This window comes from Streptomyces sp. NPDC060064 (assembly GCF_042736455.1).
Lineage (GTDB): Bacteria > Actinomycetota > Actinomycetes > Streptomycetales > Streptomycetaceae > Streptomyces.
Genome location: NZ_JBHWWF010000016.1, coordinates 22,582 through 41,686, shown reverse-complemented (window position 1 = coordinate 41,686; position 19,105 = coordinate 22,582). Strand labels below are relative to the sequence as shown.

Sequence of the window (19,105 nt, the reverse complement as noted above, 5' to 3'; positions counted from 1 at the left end):
AAGACTGCCAAACCATGGTCTTAGAACCCTCTTAAGGGGTTTCGCGAGCGTGGCCGTCATGCGCACTCCACTAGGTACATCACTGGGCACATCACTGGGCACACCACTCTCCGTCGTGATCGGTGCGGGCGGCACCGGCGGCCACATCTACCCCGGGCTCGCGCTCGCCGACGCACTGCGCCGGGCCGTGCCCGACGCGGTGATCTCCTTCGTCGGTACGACGCGCGGCCTGGAGACCGAACTGATCCCGGCCGCCGGCCACCGCCTCCACACCGTCGACATGATCCCCTTCGACCCCGCCCTCGGCGCCAGGCGCTATCTGCTGCCCGCGGCACTGCTGCGGTCCGGTGCCCAGTGCCGGGCGATCCTGCGCGAGCAGCGGGCGCAGATCGCCGTGGGCATGGGCGGCTACCCGAGCGCGCCCGTCATACTCGGCGCGCGGATGGCCGGGCTGCCGAGCGTGATCCACGAGTCCAACGCCGTACCGGGCCGGGCCAACCAGTTCGCCGCCCGCCTCACGCCGCACATGGCCGTCGCCTTCGACCGCAGCCGCGCCCATCTCGCGGGCGGCGAGAACGCCCTCACCACCGGAATGCCGATCGCCGCGCCGATCGCCCGTCTGGACCGGCCCGGGGTGCGCGCAGAGGCCCGCAGAGCCCTCTCGGTACCCCAGGACGCCAGGCTCGTCCTGGTCAACGGCGGCAGCCTGGGCGCGGCCCGGCTCACCGAGGCGGCGATCGGGCTCGCGGAACGCTGGCGGGAGCGGCCCGGCGTACAGCTGCTGATCAAGACCGGGCCCGCGGCGCTGGACGAGACCCGCCGTCGGCTCGGCGACTCACCGGTCGCGCGCGCCGTCCCCTACCTGGACCGGATGGACCTCGCGTACGCGGCCGCCGACCTGGTCGTCTGCCGAGCCGGTTCCGCGACCGTCGCGGAACTGGCCACGGTCGGCGTGCCCGCCGTACTCGTCCCGTATCCGCACGCTCCTGGCGACCACCAGACCCATAACGCCCGGGTCCTCTCCGACGCGGGCGCCGGTCTCCTGCTCCCCGACGCGGAGACCACCGCCGACCGGCTCGCCGCCCTCGTCGAGCCACTGCTCGCCGACCCGGCCCGGCTCGCCGCGATGAGCGGCGCCGCCGACCCGGGCCCGCACGCCCAAGCCGCCGACCTGCTGGCGGCCCGGGTCCTTCAACTCGCCTCGCACACAAAGGAGTACGCAGCATGAGCAGCATGAACTGGCAGAACCGAACTGTCCTGGTCACCGGCGCCGAGGGCTTCATCGGCTCGACGCTCGTCGACCTGCTCGTCGAGCGCGGGGCGAAGGTCCGCGCCTTCGTCCACTACAAGCCGTACGCCGAGAAGGGATTCCTCGCCCATCACATCGGCGACTCCCGGGTCGAGATGATCGCGGGCGATGTACGCGACGCGGGCCGGGTCATGGACGCCGTCGCCGACTGCGACACGGTCTTCCATCTCGCCGCGCTGATCGGCATTCCGTACAGCTACGACTCACCCGGCGCGTACGTCCAGACGAATGTCGTCGGCACCGAGAACATCGCGGAGGCCTGCCGCCGCCATTCCGTACGCCGTCTCGTCCACACCTCGACGAGCGAGGTGTACGGAACCGCCCTCACCGCCCCCATCGGCGAGGACCACCCGCTGCAGCCGCAATCCCCGTACTCCGCATCGAAGATCGGCGCGGACATGATGGCGCTCTCGCACTGGCACGCCTTCGAGCTGCCGGTGACGGTCGTACGCCCCTTCAACACCTACGGGCCGAGGCAGTCCGCGCGTGCCGTGATCCCGGCGATCCTGGCCCAACTCCACGCCGGGGCACGGGAGATCAAGCTCGGCTCGCTCACCCCGACCCGCGACTTCACCTATGTCACGGACACGGCGCGCGGCTTCCTGGCGATGGCGGAGTGCGACCGTGCGGTGGGCGAGGTGGTCAACCTCGGGACGGGCCGTGAGATCGCGATCGGGGAACTGGCGCAGGCCCTGATCGCCGCGTCGGGGCGGTCGGCGCAGGTGGTCGTCGACCCGGCGCGGCTGCGGCCGACCGGCAGTGAGGTGGAGCAGCTGCTGTCCGACAACACGCGGGCGGGGGAGTGGGCGGGCTGGCAGCCCGAGGTCTCGCTGGAGGAGGGCCTGAAGCACACCTCGGAGTGGATCGCGGAGAACCTGCACCTGTTCGCGACGGACCGCTACCAGGTCTGAATCAGCCCCTTCGACTCTGCGTGAGGTCCGCCCTGCGCGAGGACTTGATCTGCGCGAGGTCTGCTCAGCTCATCTCAGCTGGTCTGCTCAGCTCTGCAGGGACCCGATCCCCGACACCAGCATCAGGGTGAAGCGACGCGCCCACTCCTCGTCCACCGGCTCCGCGCTCACCAGCGCCCGGTGCACCACGGCGCCCGCCACCACATCGAAGATCAGGTCCGTGTTGCGGGCTGCCGCCTCCGAGTCCTCCTCGTACGGCAGCTCGCCACGGGCCTGAGCGCGCTCCCGGCCCTCCACGACCAGGCGCTTCTGCCGGTCGACGATCGCCGAGCGGATCCGTACGCGCAGGGCGTCGTCGCTCGTCGACTCGGCGACCACGGCCATCAGCGCGGTCTTCGTCTCGGGCCGGTTCAGCAGCGCCGCGAACTGGAGCACCACGCCCTGCACATCGGCCGTCAGGCTGCCGCGGTCGGGGAGTTCGAGCTCGTCGAAGAGGACGGCGACGGCGTCGACGACGAGCTCGTTCTTGTTCGCCCAGCGGCGATAGAGGGTGGTCTTGGCGACCCCCGCGCGGGTGGCCACGTCCCCCATCGTCAGCTTCGACCAGCCCAGCTCGACGAGCGCCGCCCGGGTCGCGTCGAGGATCGCGGCGTCGGCCTCGGCACTGCGGGGGCGTCCCGTACGACCCGTACGTACGGCTTTGGGGCGGGTGTGGCTGCACATGACGGCGACCATACCGGCGGGTAGGCGATCTGCTGTGAGGCAGTTCACCGGAGGTTTCTCACATGCGGGCAGACGCGGGAGAGTCGGTGCAGTTACGCTACGACTCGTAGCGAAAGCCTTGACCGGCTCCAGCGACAACCACTGACACCGGGTGGGGACCCGGTGTCGAACATTTTGGCCAGTACAGCGGTCTCTTGGCCGTATTTTTCACATGCGCGCGTGGAAGGGGGAGGATGTACTCATGCAGCCTAGGAACATGTCCATGAGCGGCGTCGTCGACCTCGCCGCGGTGAAGGCGGCCGGTGAGGCCAAGGCGAAGGCGGAACAGGCGCGCGCCGAGGCCGCCCGCCAGGGCGGCGGCGGTGCCGTAGCTCCTTCCAGCCTGGTGATCGACGTCGATGAGGCGGGCTTCGAGAGCGATGTCCTCCAGCGCTCCACCGAGGTCCCGGTCGTCATCGACTTCTGGGCCGAGTGGTGCGAGCCGTGCAAGCAGCTCAGCCCGGTGCTGGAGCGACTGGCGCAGGAGTACAGCGGCCGGTTCGTCCTCGCCAAGATCGACGTCGACGCCAATCAGATGCTGATGCAGCAGTTCGGGATCCAGGGCATCCCGGCGGTCTTCGCGGTGGTGGCCGGCCAGGCGCTGCCGCTCTTCCAGGGCGCGGCGCCCGAGGCCCAGATCCGCGCCACCCTCGACCAGCTGATCCAGGTGGCCGAGGAGCGTTTCGGGCTGACCGGTATCGCCGTTGATCAGGACGCGTCCGGCGCGGAGGCGGAGGCGGCCCCCGCCGAGGTCCCCGAGGGTCCGTACGACGCTCTGCTGGAAGCCGCCGTACAGGCGCTGGACGCGGGCGACTTCGGCGGTGCGGTCCAGGCGTACAAAAACGTCCTCTCCGACGATCCGGGCAATACGGAAGCGAAGCTGGGCCTCGCCCAGGCCGAACTCCTCGCCCGTGTGAAGGACATGGACCCGCAGAAGATCCGCCAGGAAGCGGCCGAGAACCCGACCGATGTGCAGGCGCAGATCGCCGCGGCCGACCTCGACCTGGTCGGCGGTCATGTCGAGGACGCGTTCGGCCGGCTCGTCGAGACGGTGCGCCGCACGGCGGGCGAGGACCGGGACGCGGCGCGGGTGCGGCTGCTCGAGCTCTTCGAGGTCGTCGGCCCGGACGATCCGCGGGTGACCGCGGCGCGTTCGGCGCTGGCGCGGGTGCTGTTCTGAGTCGTGTTTGAAAGGCCTGTACGGAACGTTCCGTTCCGCCAGGTCTGAGGGTTTTACGGCGGTGGCGCCGATCAGGCGCCGCCGCCGCTTTGGCGACAAGGTGACAGAACGCGGTCGCGCTTTACCAAAACTTGGTAAACGGACGCGTTGTTACTCGCAGTAAATGAACCCGCTTGTTATGTCCGCTTATTGGCGGCAATCAACCCTTCTGGCTGACCCCTTCGTGGCACCCTGCGTTGCCGGGCGATATCAAGCGGTCGTTGCGTGGTTATCAGGCCGTTACTAGTGAGTAACGAACCCCCTTGTGTCGCGGCCGGGAATGGACCACGATCGGCCACGCTCGGTCCAATACCGCACCAGCTCGGCCTCCAGCCGTGCCGCGGGATCTTGGGTCCCCACCGAGTGGGCCGGCGGCAGTGGCGCCGGTCGCGGACAGGGGGGTTCCTGCCGAACGGCAGGGCCTGTCCGACAGGTTGTGCGTGATCAGTCAGGCGCGACCAGTGGTTGTCGCTCGGGGGTGATCGCCGGTGTTTCGGACGCAGCTCGCGCCTGAAAGTACAGGCGCTCTCCTTACCGAGGACGTAGCACTTCTCCCATCCCAGGACGGACACGAGAGTCCGGACCGGAGATGTACGTCCGAGAAGGAGGAAAGTCATGGAGTCAATGACTCGGGGCGGAACCAGATGGAAGCGGTTCGCCCTCGTCATGGTGCCCAGCGTGGCCGCAACGGCCGCGATAGGCGTCAGCCTGGCACAGGGCGCGCTCGCCGCGTCGTTCGCTGTGTCCGGCCAGGAGTTCAAGGTCACCGCGGGATACCTTGACGGCCATGGATTCGCCCAGTACGGCGGCGTTGACATGGGGTACAAGGACCTCAAGGGCGACGAGAAGGTCGCGCACCCCGTCGCGATCTCGTCCTTCAAGAACGCTTCGATCACCGACATGTGCCAGTCGGTCGTCACCGACGTGCCGTTCCTCGGCAAGATCACGATGAAGCTCACGGCGGGCGACAAGGGCACGGCGGTCCAGGCCGACAAGCTCTACCTGGATGTGTCCGATCTGGGGGCGGGCAAGGCCAAGTTCAGCAACATCGACATTGGCGTTGCGGCCAAGGACACCGACGAGGGCCGTGGTGGCAAGGGCCCTGCAGTCAAGGACAAGACCGTCCTGCCGAACGGCTTCGCCCAGCAGGCCGAACGGGCCGAGCTGACCGACGTCAAGCAGACGGCCTGGGCGACCACTGCCGGCACGTTCGAGCTGAGTGGTCTGCACATGGGTCTGCAGAGGGGCTCCGGCGCCGGAGTCGAGTGCTACTGACGGTCATCCCGTCCGGGCGGGCGGGGAAAGCCTTCACAGCTTCGCCCGCCCGCCCAACTCTTCACACAGCAATGCCAGTTCCAGGGAGCTGTTTTCCATGAGCGCCGAGTCTGCAGTGTCACCGGGGCGGGACGAGCACCACGTCCGCGCCATTCGGCGGGGTTTTCGTACCTGGCGGGGCCAGCGGCCCTTCTGGGCGGGTCTGTTCACCCTGCTCGGCGGAATCCCCATCGCCTACTTCCCGTACGCGACCTTCAAGCTCGGTCACATGACACTCGCGATGCAGACCACCGCGGGCGCCGGCGCACTGATCATCGGCGTACTGCTGATCACGCTGGGCCTCACGATGTGGTTTCACAGCATCGTCCGGGTCTTCGCCGGTGTCGCAACGATTCTGCTGGCACTGGTCTCCATCCCGATCGCCAACATGGGTGGCTTCGTCATCGGCTTCCTGCTCTCCCTCATCGGCGGTGCGCTCTCGCTCTCCTGGGTCCCGGGAAAGCCCGTCGTGGAATCGGCTCCCGCCAAGGAGACGGCGCCCGAGCCCGGTCCCGCAGAGGCACCGGTAGGGGAGCAGTGGGACGGCTACGGCACGCACGCGCACGACACAACCATCGAAGCCAACGGCGGGAGGAACAGTGCCGGGTGATGTCACACCGCTGACCACGGTGGGAGGCGATGGGACGCAGGCCAGAAAGGGGCCGCGGCACGCGGCCCCCCGCAAGCCCCTGCTGAACAAGCTCCAGATGCCGGCCGGCAAGGCGATAGCCCTGGCAGCGATGCCCACCGCCGTCTTCCTGGGCATGGGTCTCACCCCCAAGCTGGCACTCGCCGAGGACAAGGACATCCCGTTCGCCCCCGGCCCGTGCGTGACCCGCTCGGACGAGCCGTCGGCCTCCGAGTCGCCCAAGCCGTCGGACTCGGCGAAGCCGTCCGAGACGCCGTCGGAGAAGCCCGACCCGTCCGCCAGCAGTTCGGCGGGCGACAAGGACGAGCCGAAGCCGAGCACGACCCCGTCGGCCTCCGAGTCGAAGCCTGCGGACGCGCCTGCGCCGTTGACGAACCCGACGACTCCGGCGCCCAGCGAGACGGCGACCAAGAACCCGCTCGACCCGCTGGGTGTGGGCGACGCGCTCAAGGATCTGTTCGACGGCCCCGACAAGGAGCCCACGGCCACCGCGACGCCGAGCGCGTCCGCGAGCACCGAGCCCGCCGACAAGCCGGCGCCTTCGACGACGCCGTCCAGCGAGCCTTCCGAGAAGCCGTCCACGAACCCCGCCGTGAAGGTGGGGGAGACGACGGACAAGGCCAAGGACGCGATCAAGGACGCGGCCGACAAGGCCGGGGCGACGACCGAGGAGCTGGACGACGCGGTCAAGGGCCTCGACCCCAAGAAGGACGAGGACATCCCCGACGGCGCCAAGCCGCGCTTCCCCTGTCCGACGTCGGACCCGAAGGCGCTCGCCGCCGCGGACCTGGAGCAGGGCATCCCGCTGCTCCCGGACGACCCGTGGATCCTGGAGAGCTCGATGCTCACCCTGAAGGGCCTGGACTACAAGGGCATCGTCGAGGTGAAGACGGGCAGCGGCAAGGTCAAGAAGGTGCTGAAGTTCACGGCTTCGGGCGTCGACATCAAGGACCTCCACCAGCTGGTGGTCGGCCCGAACGGCACCACCGCGCACGCCGAGGCGGCCAAGGGCTCCACGTCGACGATCAACAACGGCACGGTGACGATGTACACGGAGGAGCTGAAGGGCAACCTCTTCGGCCTCATCCCGATCACCTTCAGCCCGCAGACGCCTCCGCCGCTGAATGTGCCGTTCGCCTTTTTCACCAACGTGAAGGTGACGCAGGCGGGCCAGTTCGGCGGGACGCTGACAGTGCCCGGCCTGCACAACTACTTCACCGGCGGTAAGAACTAAGACCTTCCGGGAGCCGCACAAGGCTGTGGGCCGCACCCCTTTTCGGGGGTGCGGCCCACAGTCGTTGTCACTGCAGCGAGCTGAGCGCCGTATTCCTGATGCGCTTGGTTCTGCCCAGTTCGGAGAACAGCCGCAGAACCTTCCTGTCATCTGAAGCAGCGATGACGCGGAGCTGGAGCCAGTCGGACCAGCTGTCGATCGCGCGTTGTATTTCGGCGGTGGTGAAGTCGCCGGAGTCGACCGCCCCAAGCACCTCGAGTTCCTGCACCCTGCGGGCCGAGAAATCGCGTACCGCCGGGTCGAGCGCCTGCACCCAGGCAGCTCGCTCCTGCGGGGCGAGCTGCTCGAGCACTTCGACGACGACCGCGGAGGCAAGGGCCCCGTCCCGTTCCTGGAAGACGGCGTGGAACAGGATCGGCCGGGCTTCCCCGACCCGCGTCGCAGCCCGGTAGAGGTCCCAGCGGACATGATCGTCCGTGAAGTCGTCCACTGCCGTTCTGCCGAGGATCGCTTCCAGCTGCCGGAGCAACTTCAGCCGCGGAGCTGTCGGTTCAGCATTCGCCATTTGCCTTGTACCTGCCTCGGGTTGGGGTGCGGCCCGCAGGCGTGTCGCCCATTCACTGCATCGGTGAATGATGCCCTTTGAGATCATCAGAGCATGAACATCAGGGATGTGCTGGCGGATTTCGCGAGGACGGGCGGAGTGGGTGTTCTCAAGCCGGGAGCCTTGCTTGACGATGTGTCCGGCATCCTCGGGCCACCGGTCGCGGCGGACTGCTTTCCGAACGCCAGGAAGTCATGGCCGCGCACCTTCCGGTATGGCGAGCTACGCCTGGAGGTTTGCCGATGCCGCGTGATCGAGGTTGTCGCGCTCAGCACCTGGACGGAGTCCGTGGAGATTCCGGCCGCGGACGGCGCTGTGTCAGCCGTCGTGCCGACCATCACGTTCGCGGATGTGAAGGAGGTCTTCGCCTCGGCGGGGGCCCGCTGGGAGTTGAATGAATTCCCGGCGGTGAGGAGTCAGTTCGCCGCGCTCGTGGAACTGGATCCGGTCGGTGTCCGGTTCACCTTCCACGTCCCGGATACCGGCGCGACGGACCAGGGCGGCGCCACCCTGCACACCGCGATCTCGCGCAGTTTTGGGCACGTGTGCGGTTCAGGCGCATGAGCGGGAAGGAAGCCGGCCGCGCGGTGACGGACTGGGCCCCTCCGGCCGGCTTTCCGGGCTTGAGATTCTCGTTGGGCGCGTCCGACATCGAGCTTGCGCCAACTCACGATGACGGCTTCATGGAGCGACCATACGGCCAGGAACCCGCAGAGTTGAGCGGCTTGACCATCACAGAGAATATTGGCGAGTCAGCGAATGGCTGCCGCTCGCCGACCTTCTGGTACCCCCAACTCTCGTAACGTGCCTGCACCTTGGCGTGAGTCGAGTCGACGAGCAGCACGGCGATGTCTTCGTTCAGCTCCGCCAGCAATGCGTCGTGAAGGTGGTCGGCCACCCCTTTCTTGCGCCATTCAGCACACACCATCAGCTCTGACACGGCGTACGTGCGCGACCTCTCCGGCGCTGGTTCAAAGTGGCCTCGCCACCACTCGCGCCCTGCGGTGAGCGGAGCTCCGTAGGCGAAGCCGATCGCCTGCTCGCCCTCGTAACCGATGACGCACGTGAAATCGGTATGGGAACCCCAGTGATCCACGAACCATGGAAATCGCTGATTGAAAGGGTCGGCCGGCGAATACTCGGGGATGCGGGCGTGTACGTCCAGAAGCGTCTGGCGTATGGCTGGAAAGTCTTCGTGTCGAAAGTGACGCAGCGCGATCATGCGATCAGCCCCAGTTCTCGCGGAGTTGACCGGCCCAGGCCGCTTCCTGCTGAGACCTCGGTGCCTGGTCGAGAACGGCCCGGTGAAAGGTTCCGAGTTCGGTTCGAATGCGCCCTGGGATCTCTGTGCCCTCCATGATGTCGAATACGTCGGTCGCGGTTGTGCACGCAAGGTCGAGATCGCCCTGATGAAGCTGTGCGAGTGCCAGGCGGACGGTGGAGAGCGCTCGATTACGGCGATAGCGCTCCGGCGTGATCGCCAGGGCCCTGTGGGAGGACGCTTCAGCTTCCGCCGACAGTCCCAGTCTCTGCTGAACGATCGCCGTGATGGCGAGCAGCTCAGCGGGGCCGTAGAAGCCGATCCAGCTCGGCCTGGGTGCCGGGCCTGCCTTGGCGAGAGCTTCCTCGGCGTATCCGAGGCTTCGGAGAGCGTTCTGCAAGTCGTTCCTGTTGGAGTGGCCGATCGCCAGCCGTGCATGTGCCAGAGAGGCGAAGAGCGGATCACGGCGAGTGATCGGCAAAGCCTGAGCGGCTTGAGCCGCAGCTACCGCGTCATGTGGCCGTCGTCGTTGCCGGGAGAGCATGGCGACTTGATTCCACGCACTGAACTGCGCCGCGCTGTCTTGCGCCATCCCTGCGAAGACCATGGAGCGGTCGAGGTGCTGCTGTGCCTGATCAAGCCTGCGGTCGTCGGTACAGGACCACGCGGCCTTGGTGGTGAAGTCGGCGGCGAGGCCGAACAGTCGCTGTCGAACGCGCTCGCTCACACCGCACTTTTGCAGCTCGAGAGCCTGGTGGGCACCGGCCACGGCTGCTGCTTCCAGTGCGGAGTGCCCGCCACGCCGGTTGTCCAAGATGGTGAGTTGATCGAGTCCGTCCTGAAGCCGCTCAAGGTCCGTACCTCCAACTCGACGCGACGAAGGTGCCAACGCCGCGGCTGCGGTTCCGGTGGCCGAGGTAATGAAAGTACGTCGCCGCACGGGGTCCTCCGGAGGGGCTGCGGTGCGAGGCGGGCTGAACCCAAGGTCCTTGGCCGGGCAGCCGAAGACCCTCTCCAGTGCAACACAGGTACGCGCGATGGGACGCCGCGTCTTTCCGCTCAGCAGGTTGCGGACTGTACGGTCGGAAATGTTGCCCAGCCTGCCTGTGATCTCTTCCAGTGTGTCATTCATGCGGCGTGCCAACTCTTCTTGAGTCAGACCGAGTTCGATCATCCGCCTCTTGAGCGCGACGTTGACTCCCATGTGATCGAAAGTAGCCCTGCGGCCAGGTTCGTGCCAGGTGGCGCGTCAAGGAGCGGCAAAGTTTTCCGGTTGTCAGCCGTGAGATGCCAACGGCTCTTCCTGTCCCTTCGGAGCCCCGTGGCCGTTGACTGATTTCAGATCACCGGCTGGACGGCTTCGAGCGTGAAAGGCGCGCCCGTGGAGAGCGAAACCCCCCGTATCGAAACTGAGATTGAACTCGTACCCCCAGCACGAGAGTTAGCAATGCGATTCACGTCCAGCCCGCGTGGTGCCCGCCTCGCGCGGCGTTTGGTGTCCCACCGGCTCAACGGCTGGGGCCATCCATATGCATCGGACGTCAACGAGACGGTCAGCCTCATCGCGGCTGAACTGACAGGCAATGCTGTTCGGCACGGGAATGTTCCGGGGCGTGACTTCCACATGCGACTGGCCGTGACGACATCCGTGATCCGACTCGAAGTCACCGATACACGAGCCGAGAAACAACCGACGGCTGTCTGTGCGGCAGAACTCGACGCTGAAGGCGGCCGCGGACTCTTCCTCGTCTCTCAGTTGGCCACCCGCTGGGCTGTCATGCCACGCCCATCAGGCCCGGGAAAGACGGTCTGGGCCGAGCTCCACGTGTGACGTGGTGCTTGGCCCTTACTGCCCCTGGCGCCGGCTGACGGTCCTTGGGTCCGGCGGTCAGGGCCAGTGCGCGCAAGGTGGCGTGCGGCGGCTCGGGGTAGGCCGGGCCGCCGCACGCCCTGGCCGCTGTAGGGCGGGGTTCGGGCCGTCGCCAGGGTGCAGGCGATGGTGGTATCCGCCGTGCCACGCAGTGCACCGGCGTGCTGTCTGCACCGCACACACCTCGGTCGAAGAGAGTGATTCTCAGCCAACTTTTGGCCGAGAAAGATCGTCGCCTTCACTCTGGCTTCACGGCAGCCACACAGGTAACCCCTGTCATGAGCACGAGATTTGCGCACAGCGCATCGGGCGGACTCCTGCAAATGCCTTCGCGAGTTGGACCCGGGACGCTGAAGTCACCCCTTTTCCGGAGGGTTACCTGTGCGTATGGTGATCGCCGCGCGCGTATGTGGACCTTGACCGCTTCGCCATGACGCGCGCACATCAGTCGGCGGCCGGGGGGACTGTGCCGCCACGGGGGAGGGACGACCGTCATGCCGCGATTCCGGCTCATTGCGAATGCCGTCTCGGCCGGCGCCGTCCGCTGCCCCTGTTTCCGCGCCGGGACAGCGGGCTGACCCGCGCGTATCACCACCGCCTCTTGGGACGGTCACCCCCGCCTGCCCTCGTTCGCTACGAAGGATGCCCCTCTTGCGCCCCAGACCAGGGTTGTTCAGACCCAGATCACGAACATCCGCAACTTTCACCTCTGTCGTCACGTCCGTCGCCGCCTTGGCCGTCCTCGGTGGCCTGGCTGTCCAGCCCGGCGTACTCAACCAGGTCGCCGGACAGCGCATGGCCCCGGCAAGCGACTCCTACGACTGGTTCGAGGACACCGCCGTCGAACAGTTGCGGCAGGACCAGTGCCTCATGTCCGACGTACTGCGCCTGGGTGGGCCGACCATGGCCACCACCGCGCAGGACGGCCTCAACCAGCCGCAGGACAAGCTCCACGCGCTGGCCAACCGGCAGCACTGGGAGGACACGCCGCTCGCCCAGGCGTACCAGAAGGACAGGGACGCGGCGTCCAAGGAACTGGACGCCCTCCACGCGCTCCGGGGCGGATGGCAGAAGCCGCTTGACGGGCTGGAGACTCCTGGCGGCTTCAGCGAAGTCGGCTTCCACTGGCCTCCGGGGTACCCCGGTGACAAGACGGAGGACTTCTACGGCCAGACCGGCCTGACCCAGTGGACCGCCGACCGGTTCTGGAAGAACGACAGCGACTTCTACGAGGACTCCACCCCCAAGGCCGACGAGGCGACGCTCAAGGCCGTTGACGACCTGGGCACCCCCCTCTACGGCAAGGAACCTGATCCGCAGCAGCCTGAGTGGGACCGTCAGCTGGCCGAGCAGAGCGCGTTCAAGTGGCTGCACGGGTTCGCGCTGGAGCCCGCAGGTGCGGACAACGCTCGTATCTTCCTGGCCTCCGGCGGCTTCCCCCGTACCGCTCCGCAGCCGGGGACGGCGGAGTACCGGATCGCGGTCGAGGACCTGAAGACCAGGTTCGCCTCGTGCGCGTGGCGTGACCCGATCGACCCGAACAAGGTCCTGGGCGATATCTCCACCGTGGCCGCGAAGGAGTGGCAGGAGGAGGTCGTCTCCCAGCAGGCGCAGCGCAACCAGATCCTGAACGCCAACAAGGACGCCACCAAGTCCCTCGCCACGGGTGCGAAGGCACTGGGAGACCTGCTGGGTCACTCCTGGGTCGCCGACCACCTCGCCCGCTGGCAGGACTACTGGTCCGCCGGCGGGGTGGGCTGGATCGGTGAGAGCTACGCGACGATCGAGGTGCCGGGCGCGAAGGGCATGTGCCTGGACGTCGCGGGCGGCGGAAAGACCAACGGCACGCCGGTCCAGGTGTACACCTGCAACGGCGGCGCGGCGCAACAGTGGATGGTCGAGGGCAGCGAGGACGACCTCCACCTTCGTAACGTCAACTCGTCCAAGTGCCTGGATGTGGCGGGGAACGCGTCGGCGAACGGTACGAAGATCCAGATCTCGGACTGCTACAAGTCTCCGGGGCAGTCGTGGAAGGGCGATGTCCGTGCCGCCGGGAGCCTGAAGAGCAACACCACGGGCAAGTGCCTGGACCTGAGTAACTTCACCAAGAGCACTGACGCGCGGCTGTGGGACTGCAACAGCGGCAACTCGCAGAAGTTCGTCATCAAGCCGTCCGGCCACAAGGGCACGGACAGCCTGTCCTACCCGGACAAGGCCGAGTTCGACAAGGCGAAGAAGGGCGTCACCGACGCCCAGGCGGCGGCGAAGAAGCAGCTGGCCGCGCTCAAGGCGCAGGCTGCGGCGGCGAAGACGGCCGCTACCGCCACGGACACGGCTGAGAAGGCCGCGTACGCGGTCGCCGATGCGGCCGGCGCGCCGCGGGGCCGTGGCCTGCTGGTCGGTCAGCAGAAGTCGCAGGTCACCAAGGGTGCCGTGGCCGCGCTTGAGGCGATGGTGAAGGCGGGTGAGACGGCCGAGGCCGCCACCCGGGCCTCCGCCGGCGACAGCGAGACGATCGCGCAGCGTGCCCTGGCCCAGGCCGCGCAGGTCAACGCCGAGTTCCGCAAGGAAGCCGCGCACACCGCCGAGTTGCAGGCGAAGGCCGCGGCGGATGCGGCCAAGGTGCACCGGGACAACGCCAAGAAGGACAAGGAGACCGCGGAGGCCAAGCTCGCAGTCGCCCTGAAGGCCGAGGCGGACGCCAAGGCGGCTGCCGCCGACGCGCACGCCAAGCGGCTCGCGGCCGAGGCCGAAGAGGCCACGGCCAAGGCGGAGAAGGAAACCGCCGCCGCCAAGCAGGCCGAGGCGGCCCAGCACAAGCAGAACGCCCAGGCCGAGGCGGTGAACGCACAGGACGCCAAGGAGAAGGCGGAGGCCGCCGAAGCCACCGCGGTCGAGAAGAAGAACGGCGCGGTCAAGGCGCGCGACAACGCCCGTGATCTCAACGCCGACGCGTGGGACGCGGCGCAGAAGGCGGACGCGGCCCGCGCCAAGGCGGACGCCAAGGAGGCGTTCGCCCAGGCCCATGAGTCCGACAGCAACGCCCAGGAGTCCAGGGCGGCCGCGGACGCGGCGTCCGCGCACGCGGACGACGCCGAAGCAGCCGCCGGCCGGGCCCGGGGCGAGGCAGATGCCGCCACCCAGGCAGCCGCCGAGGCGGACGCCGCGGCCACCCGTGCCGAGGCGGCCGCCAAGCGGTCCCGTGCCAACGCGGACGCCGCCCAGGCCGCCAAGCTGAAGGCCGACGCCGCGGTGAAGACCGCGACGAGCGCCGCGGCTGAGGCCATCCAGGCCTCGCAGCATGCCGCATCGGAAGCGAACGCGGCGGTCAAGCTGGCGGACGAGGCGGAGAAGCTGGCCAAGACCGCCAAGTCCCAGGCGGACGAGGCGAACAAGGAGGCCGGCAAGGCGCTGGTCGCCTCGGCGAAGGCCGCGGGCTTCGCCTACGTCACCGCGCAGGCCGCGGTGGACGCGGGCAACTCCGCCGCGCAGGTCGCCAAGCCCGCCAACGACGCGATCCAGCTCGGCTCCCCGTATGTCACCACCGACTCGGCCGCGAGCCTGGTCGTGCTGACCGGGCAGGCGTCCAAGTCCATCGCCGACCAGCAGAAGGCCGTCGCCGACGCCCACGCCAAGAACGCGCAGGCCGAGGCCGCAGCGGCCAAGAACCTCGCCGACCAGGCACAGGGCGACGCGAAGATCGCCTACCAGTACGCGGCCAACGCCGCCGGCCATGCGGCCGCCGCCCGCGGCTACTCCAAGGAGGCTCTCGGCTACGCTGCCGACGCCGCCGCAGCCGCCTCGAAGGCCTCGGCGTCACTGGCCCGCACCATCGAATACGACCGCAAGGCCACCGAAGACGCCGACGCCGCCGACAAGGCCGCAGGCCGCGCCGAAGGCTACGCCAAGCAAGCTCGTGACTCCGCCGACCAGGCCGCCCTCGACGCCCAGGCCGCCCGTGACGCCGCAGCCGCGGCGGAGCAGTCGGCCAAGGACGCACGGGCCGCGGCCACTCGCGCCGACGCCGCCGCGACCGAAGCCGAACAGGCCGCCAAGGACGCGCTCAAGTACGCCCAGGAGGCGCAGAAGGCAGCCGAGGAAGCGGCACGCAACGCCGCGAACAAGCAGGTCTCGACCGGTGCGGGAACCGGAGTCGGCGGCACGTGGTACGTCGTCGACGAGGACAGCATCGAGATCACCGACGCCAAGCAGCACGAGCCTTGCGTGATCACGGTCGGGTTCGAGGGCTGCACCACCACGTTCACCGTCACCTTCAGCGCGATGGTCGACTTCTTCCTCTGCACCAACCCGGACATCCCGGAGGGCATCAGCTGTCCGTCCGAGGACACGCTGCTCATCGAGAGCAAGCGCATCCCGGGTCTGAAGAAGGACGTCACCCGGTACTTCAGCAAGCTGGAACTCATCCAGCAGACCCTCACCTACAAGCTCATCAAGGCAGTCCTGGTCCAGGACTTCGTCGACTGCTGGCACGGCAGCGCCAGCGGCTGCGCCTGGGCCCTGAGTAACTTCATCCCCGGCAAGGCGTTCGAGAAGGTCTTCGATGGGATCCGGGCTCTGGACGCCGCGATGAAGACCGGTGTCGGTGTCGCAGACGCGTTCAAGGCCCTCAAGGTCCTGGACCTGGACCCCGCGACCCTCGCCAAAATCTCGCAGCAGGTGAACCTCTACGAGGACGCGTTCACGGCCTGTGCGCGCAACAGCTTCCCCGCCGCGACGCCGGTGCTGATGGCGGACGGTTCGCACCGGCCCATCAGCCAGGTGGGCGTGGGCGACCTCGTCAAGGCCACGGATCCGGATTCCGGCAAGCTGCTGGCCCGAAAGGTCACCGACACCTTCCAGCACGACACCGAGCGCTTGGTGGACCTCACCGTCACCGGTGGCGGCACGCTGACCAGCACCGCGGGCCACAAGTTCTACGTCGTGGACCGAGGCTGGACGCTGGTCTCCGACCTGCGCGTCGGCGACCGCCTGCGCACCCCGGACGGCTCCGTCCGCGCGCTGACCGCCCTCCGTGACCGCTCGGGCCTGGTCCCGCGCACCGTCTACGACCTCACGGTCGACGACCTGCGCACGTTCTTCGTGCGCACGTCGGGTCAGCGGCCTGACGATGTGCTCGTCCACAACTGCCTGAACATCGTGGGCGATGAAGGCAGGGAAGGCGCACACACCATCACGGACCATGTGAACATCAGCGGGCAGAGGCTGCAGGACAAGATCGCCAGGGATGGCCTTGTGTCGGTCTGGAACGACCAGGCCACCGCAATGCGCGCCACCAACGAGGCCTTCCAGCAGTGGCTGAAGCGCAGCCCGAAGAACGGGGAGAAGCTTGCGAAGTGGATCACCGCACAGCGGAAGAAGCCAAAGGGAGAGATCTTCGACCCCCGCTTCGACCTCTTCCCCATCGACTGGACGCTGCGGGGCGAGGGTTCGCTCGGCAAGGTCTACCGTTCGGGGGCCGCAGCGCCGACCGATGCGGGTAGCGAGGTGATCATCAGGATCAAGGCGGTGCGAGGAAAGGGCAACACGCACCCAGGGGACGGGGCTACGGGCGTCCCGGACAACTTCGTTATCTTCACCAGCTACCCGAAGTAGGAAAGAGAAGCAAGCATGGCGCAGCCACACCGCCACCTCGGTGTCGACATCGGGCTCAGCGGGCTGATCAAATGGATCCGCTACCCCTTGGTCAACAGTGAGGCCGCGGGCCTGGAGGTCGTCGGGAGCGTCGCCGACCGGTTCGAAGGGGCGTTCGCCCACCAGCTTCTGCGGGACTGTCTCGTGCTCCTGGACTCACCTCTGTCCAGTCGGGACGTCGAGATCCTGTGGCTGGCGGGGACGTTCCGGGAATTCGACCTGGAACGCCTCGGGATCGACGGCCGGGTGTGGCTGCGCCGGATCGCGGACATCTGCACCGGCAGGATCCGACGCGAGGACCCCTCCTTCATGCCCGCCGTTGCCGGACCGGTGGTGGACGAGGCGATGAAGGAGGCGGTCCGTGCCGAGATCAGGTCGGTCGGGCCTGTCCTGGAGCAGGCCACGGCCCACCACTCCTACAACGCGCTTGACGGTGTCGTCCCGGCCCTGGAACAGGCGGTGGACGTCGATACGGACCTCGGGTTCCGGCTGTTGCTCCGGGCCGTGAAGGGGTACTTCGTGCCGATCAGCGAGGCCCGTTACGAGCGCTACCTCGCACTCGGGGACGAGCTCGGCCTCGGTGAGGACGTCGTCGACGACGGTGACTTCAACATCTGGTCGGACCTGGTGGACTGATGGCGCGCAGGTTGACGAGCGTCCTGAACGGGACACGCGTACGCCTGACTTCCGGGTCCTACCGCCTCACGGTCGAGCGGAACGGGTGACGGAGCTACGCCCGGCTTTGCGGCCCGCACCCTACTGCCAAGGGTGCGGGTCGCATTCCGCGGCGGCCGTGACGAAGGGCGTACAGGCCGCGTCAGGCGGGCGTCCCGCCGCCCAAGTGGTGCACCCGCACCATGTTCGTCGTGCCCGGGACGCCCGGAGGCGAGCCCGCCGTGATGATCATGGTGTCGCCCTCGTTGTAGCGCTGCAGCTTGAGCAGCGCCGCGTCGACCAGGTCGACCATCGCGTCCGTCGTCTCCACGAACGGTGCGAGGAAGGACTCCACGCCCCAGCTCAGAGTCAGCTGGTTACGGGTGGACTCGTCCGTGGTGAAGGCCAGGATCGGCTGCTTGGCGCGGTAGCGGGAGAGCCGGCGGGCCGTGTCGCCGGACTGGGTGAAGGCGATCAGGGACTTGGCGTCCAGGAAGTCCGCGATCTCGCACGCCGCACGGGCCACCGAACCGCCCTGCGTACGCGGCTTCTTGCCCGGGACCAGCGGCTGGAGGCCCTTGGAGAGCAGCTCCTCCTCCGCGGCGACGACGATCTTCGACATCGTCTTGACCGTCTCGATCGGGTACGCGCCGACCGAGGACTCGGCCGACAGCATGACCGCGTCCGCGCCGTCGAGGATGGCGTTGGCCACGTCGGACGCCTCGGCGCGCGTCGGGCGGGAGTTGGTGATCATCGACTCCATCATCTGGGTCGCCACGATCACCGGCTTGGCGTTGCGGCGGCACAGCTCGATGAGGCGCTTCTGGACCATCGGGACCTTCTCGAGCGGGTACTCGACGGCCAGGTCGCCGCGCGCCACCATCACGCTGTCGAACGCCATGACGACGTCCTGCATGTTGGCGACGGCCTGCGGCTTCTCCACCTTGGCGATGACGGGGACCCGGCGGCCCTCCTCGTCCATCACCTTGTGGACGTCCTTGACGTCACTCGCGTCCCGTACGAAGGAGAGCGCGACCAGGTCGCAGCCCAGCCGGAGGGCGAATCGGAGGTCCTCGACGTCCTTCTCGGAGAGGGCCGGGACATTGACCGCCGCGCCGGGCAGGTTGATGCCCTTGTGGTCGGAGATCACTCCGCCCTCGACGACGATCGACTTGACCTGTGTGCCCGTGACCTCGATGACGCGCAGCTCGACGTTGCCGTCATTGATCAGGATCTGGTCGCCCTTGGAGACATCCCCGGGCAGACCCTTGTACGTGGTGCCGCAGATCGACTTGTCGCCTGGGACATCCTCGGTGGTGATGGTGAATTCGTCGCCTCGGACCAGTTCGACCGGGCCCTCGGCGAACGTTTCCAGACGGATCTTGGGACCCTGCAGGTCGACGAGGACGCCGACCGCGCGGCCGGTGTCCTCGGACGCCTTGCGCACGCGGTGGTACCGCTCCTCGTGCTCAGCGTGGGTCCCATGGCTCATGTTGAGTCGGGCCACGTTCATGCCGGCCTCGATGAGCGCTTTCAGCTGCTCGTAGGAGTCGACGGCGGGGCCCAGTGTGCAGACGATTTTGGAACGGCGCATAAGGCGGATCCTATCGGTTTGTTTCGCTGCGGAATATTCCGTCTGGTGGAAAGTACAAATGGGCGGTCTGTC

Annotated in this window: 15 protein-coding genes; 10 read left to right on the top strand and 5 right to left on the bottom strand. The window is 67.8% G+C overall.

The window, feature by feature from the left end; translation table 11 throughout:
* The first annotated feature begins 58 nt into the window (after positions 1 to 58).
* Both ACFWDI_RS20070 and ACFWDI_RS20065 read left to right on the top strand, forming a co-directional pair.
* Entirely contained in the window at positions 59 to 1,228 is a 1,170-nt protein-coding gene (locus ACFWDI_RS20070) for a glycosyltransferase (protein ID WP_385305658.1), read from the top strand.
* On the top strand, positions 1,225 to 2,220 hold the full coding sequence (locus ACFWDI_RS20065; protein ID WP_385305657.1) for a GDP-mannose 4,6-dehydratase: 996 nt from the start codon (positions 1,225 to 1,227) through the stop codon (positions 2,218 to 2,220). Before ACFWDI_RS20070 ends, ACFWDI_RS20065 begins: the two co-directional genes overlap by 4 nt.
* An 87-nt stretch (positions 2,221 to 2,307) precedes the next feature.
* Here the strand turns inward: ACFWDI_RS20065 and ACFWDI_RS20060 are convergent, their stop codons facing one another.
* On the bottom strand, positions 2,308 to 2,955 hold the full coding sequence (locus tag ACFWDI_RS20060; RefSeq protein ID WP_385305839.1) for a TetR/AcrR family transcriptional regulator: 648 nt from the start codon (positions 2,953 to 2,955) through the stop codon (positions 2,308 to 2,310).
* Between the two features lie 229 nt (positions 2,956 to 3,184).
* Here ACFWDI_RS20060 and ACFWDI_RS20055 point away from each other — a divergent pair, with 229 nt between their 5' ends.
* The 4 genes from ACFWDI_RS20055 (at position 3,185) to ACFWDI_RS20040 (ending at position 7,398) form a co-directional block, all read left to right on the top strand.
* Entirely contained in the window at positions 3,185 to 4,162 is a 978-nt protein-coding gene (locus ACFWDI_RS20055; protein ID WP_385305655.1) for a tetratricopeptide repeat protein, read from the top strand.
* Positions 4,163 to 4,816: 654 nt separating this feature from the next.
* Positions 4,817 to 5,476, top strand: coding sequence for a DUF6230 family protein (locus ACFWDI_RS20050; protein ID WP_385305653.1), 660 nt, complete (start codon positions 4,817 to 4,819; stop codon positions 5,474 to 5,476).
* Between the two features lie 97 nt (positions 5,477 to 5,573).
* Entirely contained in the window at positions 5,574 to 6,125 is a 552-nt protein-coding gene (locus tag ACFWDI_RS20045) for a DUF6114 domain-containing protein (RefSeq protein WP_385305651.1), read from the top strand.
* On the top strand, positions 6,115 to 7,398 hold the full coding sequence (locus tag ACFWDI_RS20040; protein WP_385305649.1) for a hypothetical protein: 1,284 nt from the start codon (positions 6,115 to 6,117) through the stop codon (positions 7,396 to 7,398). The genes ACFWDI_RS20045 and ACFWDI_RS20040 overlap by 11 nt, the downstream gene beginning before the upstream one ends.
* Before the next feature lie 67 nt (positions 7,399 to 7,465).
* On the opposite strand, the gene ACFWDI_RS20035 is transcribed toward ACFWDI_RS20040, so the two are convergent.
* Positions 7,466 to 7,963 carry a hypothetical protein gene (locus ACFWDI_RS20035; RefSeq protein ID WP_385305647.1) on the bottom strand — a complete coding sequence of 166 codons (498 nt, stop codon included), beginning with the start codon at positions 7,961 to 7,963 and terminating at the stop codon, positions 7,466 to 7,468.
* A 108-nt stretch (positions 7,964 to 8,071) separates the two neighbouring features.
* On the opposite strand from ACFWDI_RS20035, the gene ACFWDI_RS20030 reads away from it, so the two are divergent.
* Positions 8,072 to 8,566 (top strand): hypothetical protein, encoded by a 495-nt coding sequence (locus tag ACFWDI_RS20030; protein ID WP_385305645.1) that lies wholly within the window; start codon positions 8,072 to 8,074, stop codon positions 8,564 to 8,566.
* 103 nt (positions 8,567 to 8,669) lie between these two features.
* On the opposite strand, the gene ACFWDI_RS20025 is transcribed toward ACFWDI_RS20030, so the two are convergent.
* Both ACFWDI_RS20025 and ACFWDI_RS20020 read right to left on the bottom strand, forming a co-directional pair.
* The gene (locus tag ACFWDI_RS20025) at positions 8,670 to 9,224 is read right to left on the bottom strand and encodes a GNAT family N-acetyltransferase (RefSeq protein ID WP_385305643.1); all 555 of its coding nucleotides are present in this window, start codon (positions 9,222 to 9,224) and stop codon (positions 8,670 to 8,672) included.
* A gap of 4 nt (positions 9,225 to 9,228) precedes the next feature.
* Positions 9,229 to 10,467 carry a helix-turn-helix domain-containing protein gene (locus ACFWDI_RS20020; protein WP_385305641.1) on the bottom strand — a complete coding sequence of 413 codons (1,239 nt, stop codon included), beginning with the start codon at positions 10,465 to 10,467 and terminating at the stop codon, positions 9,229 to 9,231.
* Between the two features lie 243 nt (positions 10,468 to 10,710).
* Here ACFWDI_RS20020 and ACFWDI_RS20015 point away from each other — a divergent pair, with 243 nt between their 5' ends.
* From ACFWDI_RS20015 to ACFWDI_RS20005, 3 genes are all read left to right on the top strand, one after another.
* Entirely contained in the window at positions 10,711 to 11,094 is a 384-nt protein-coding gene (locus ACFWDI_RS20015) for an ATP-binding protein (protein ID WP_385305837.1), read from the top strand.
* A 681-nt stretch (positions 11,095 to 11,775) separates the two neighbouring features.
* A complete protein-coding gene (locus tag ACFWDI_RS20010) occupies positions 11,776 to 16,746 on the top strand; it encodes an RICIN domain-containing protein (protein ID WP_385305639.1) in 4,971 nt (1,656 codons plus the stop codon).
* Positions 16,747 to 16,761: 15 nt separating this feature from the next.
* Entirely contained in the window at positions 16,762 to 17,421 is a 660-nt protein-coding gene (locus ACFWDI_RS20005; protein ID WP_385305637.1) for a hypothetical protein, read from the top strand.
* A 181-nt stretch (positions 17,422 to 17,602) separates the two neighbouring features.
* Here the strand turns inward: ACFWDI_RS20005 and pyk are convergent, their stop codons facing one another.
* Complete coding sequence (gene pyk / locus ACFWDI_RS20000; protein WP_385305635.1) at positions 17,603 to 19,033, bottom strand: pyruvate kinase; 1,431 nt, start codon at positions 19,031 to 19,033, stop codon at positions 17,603 to 17,605.
* Positions 19,034 to 19,105 lie beyond the last annotated feature (72 nt).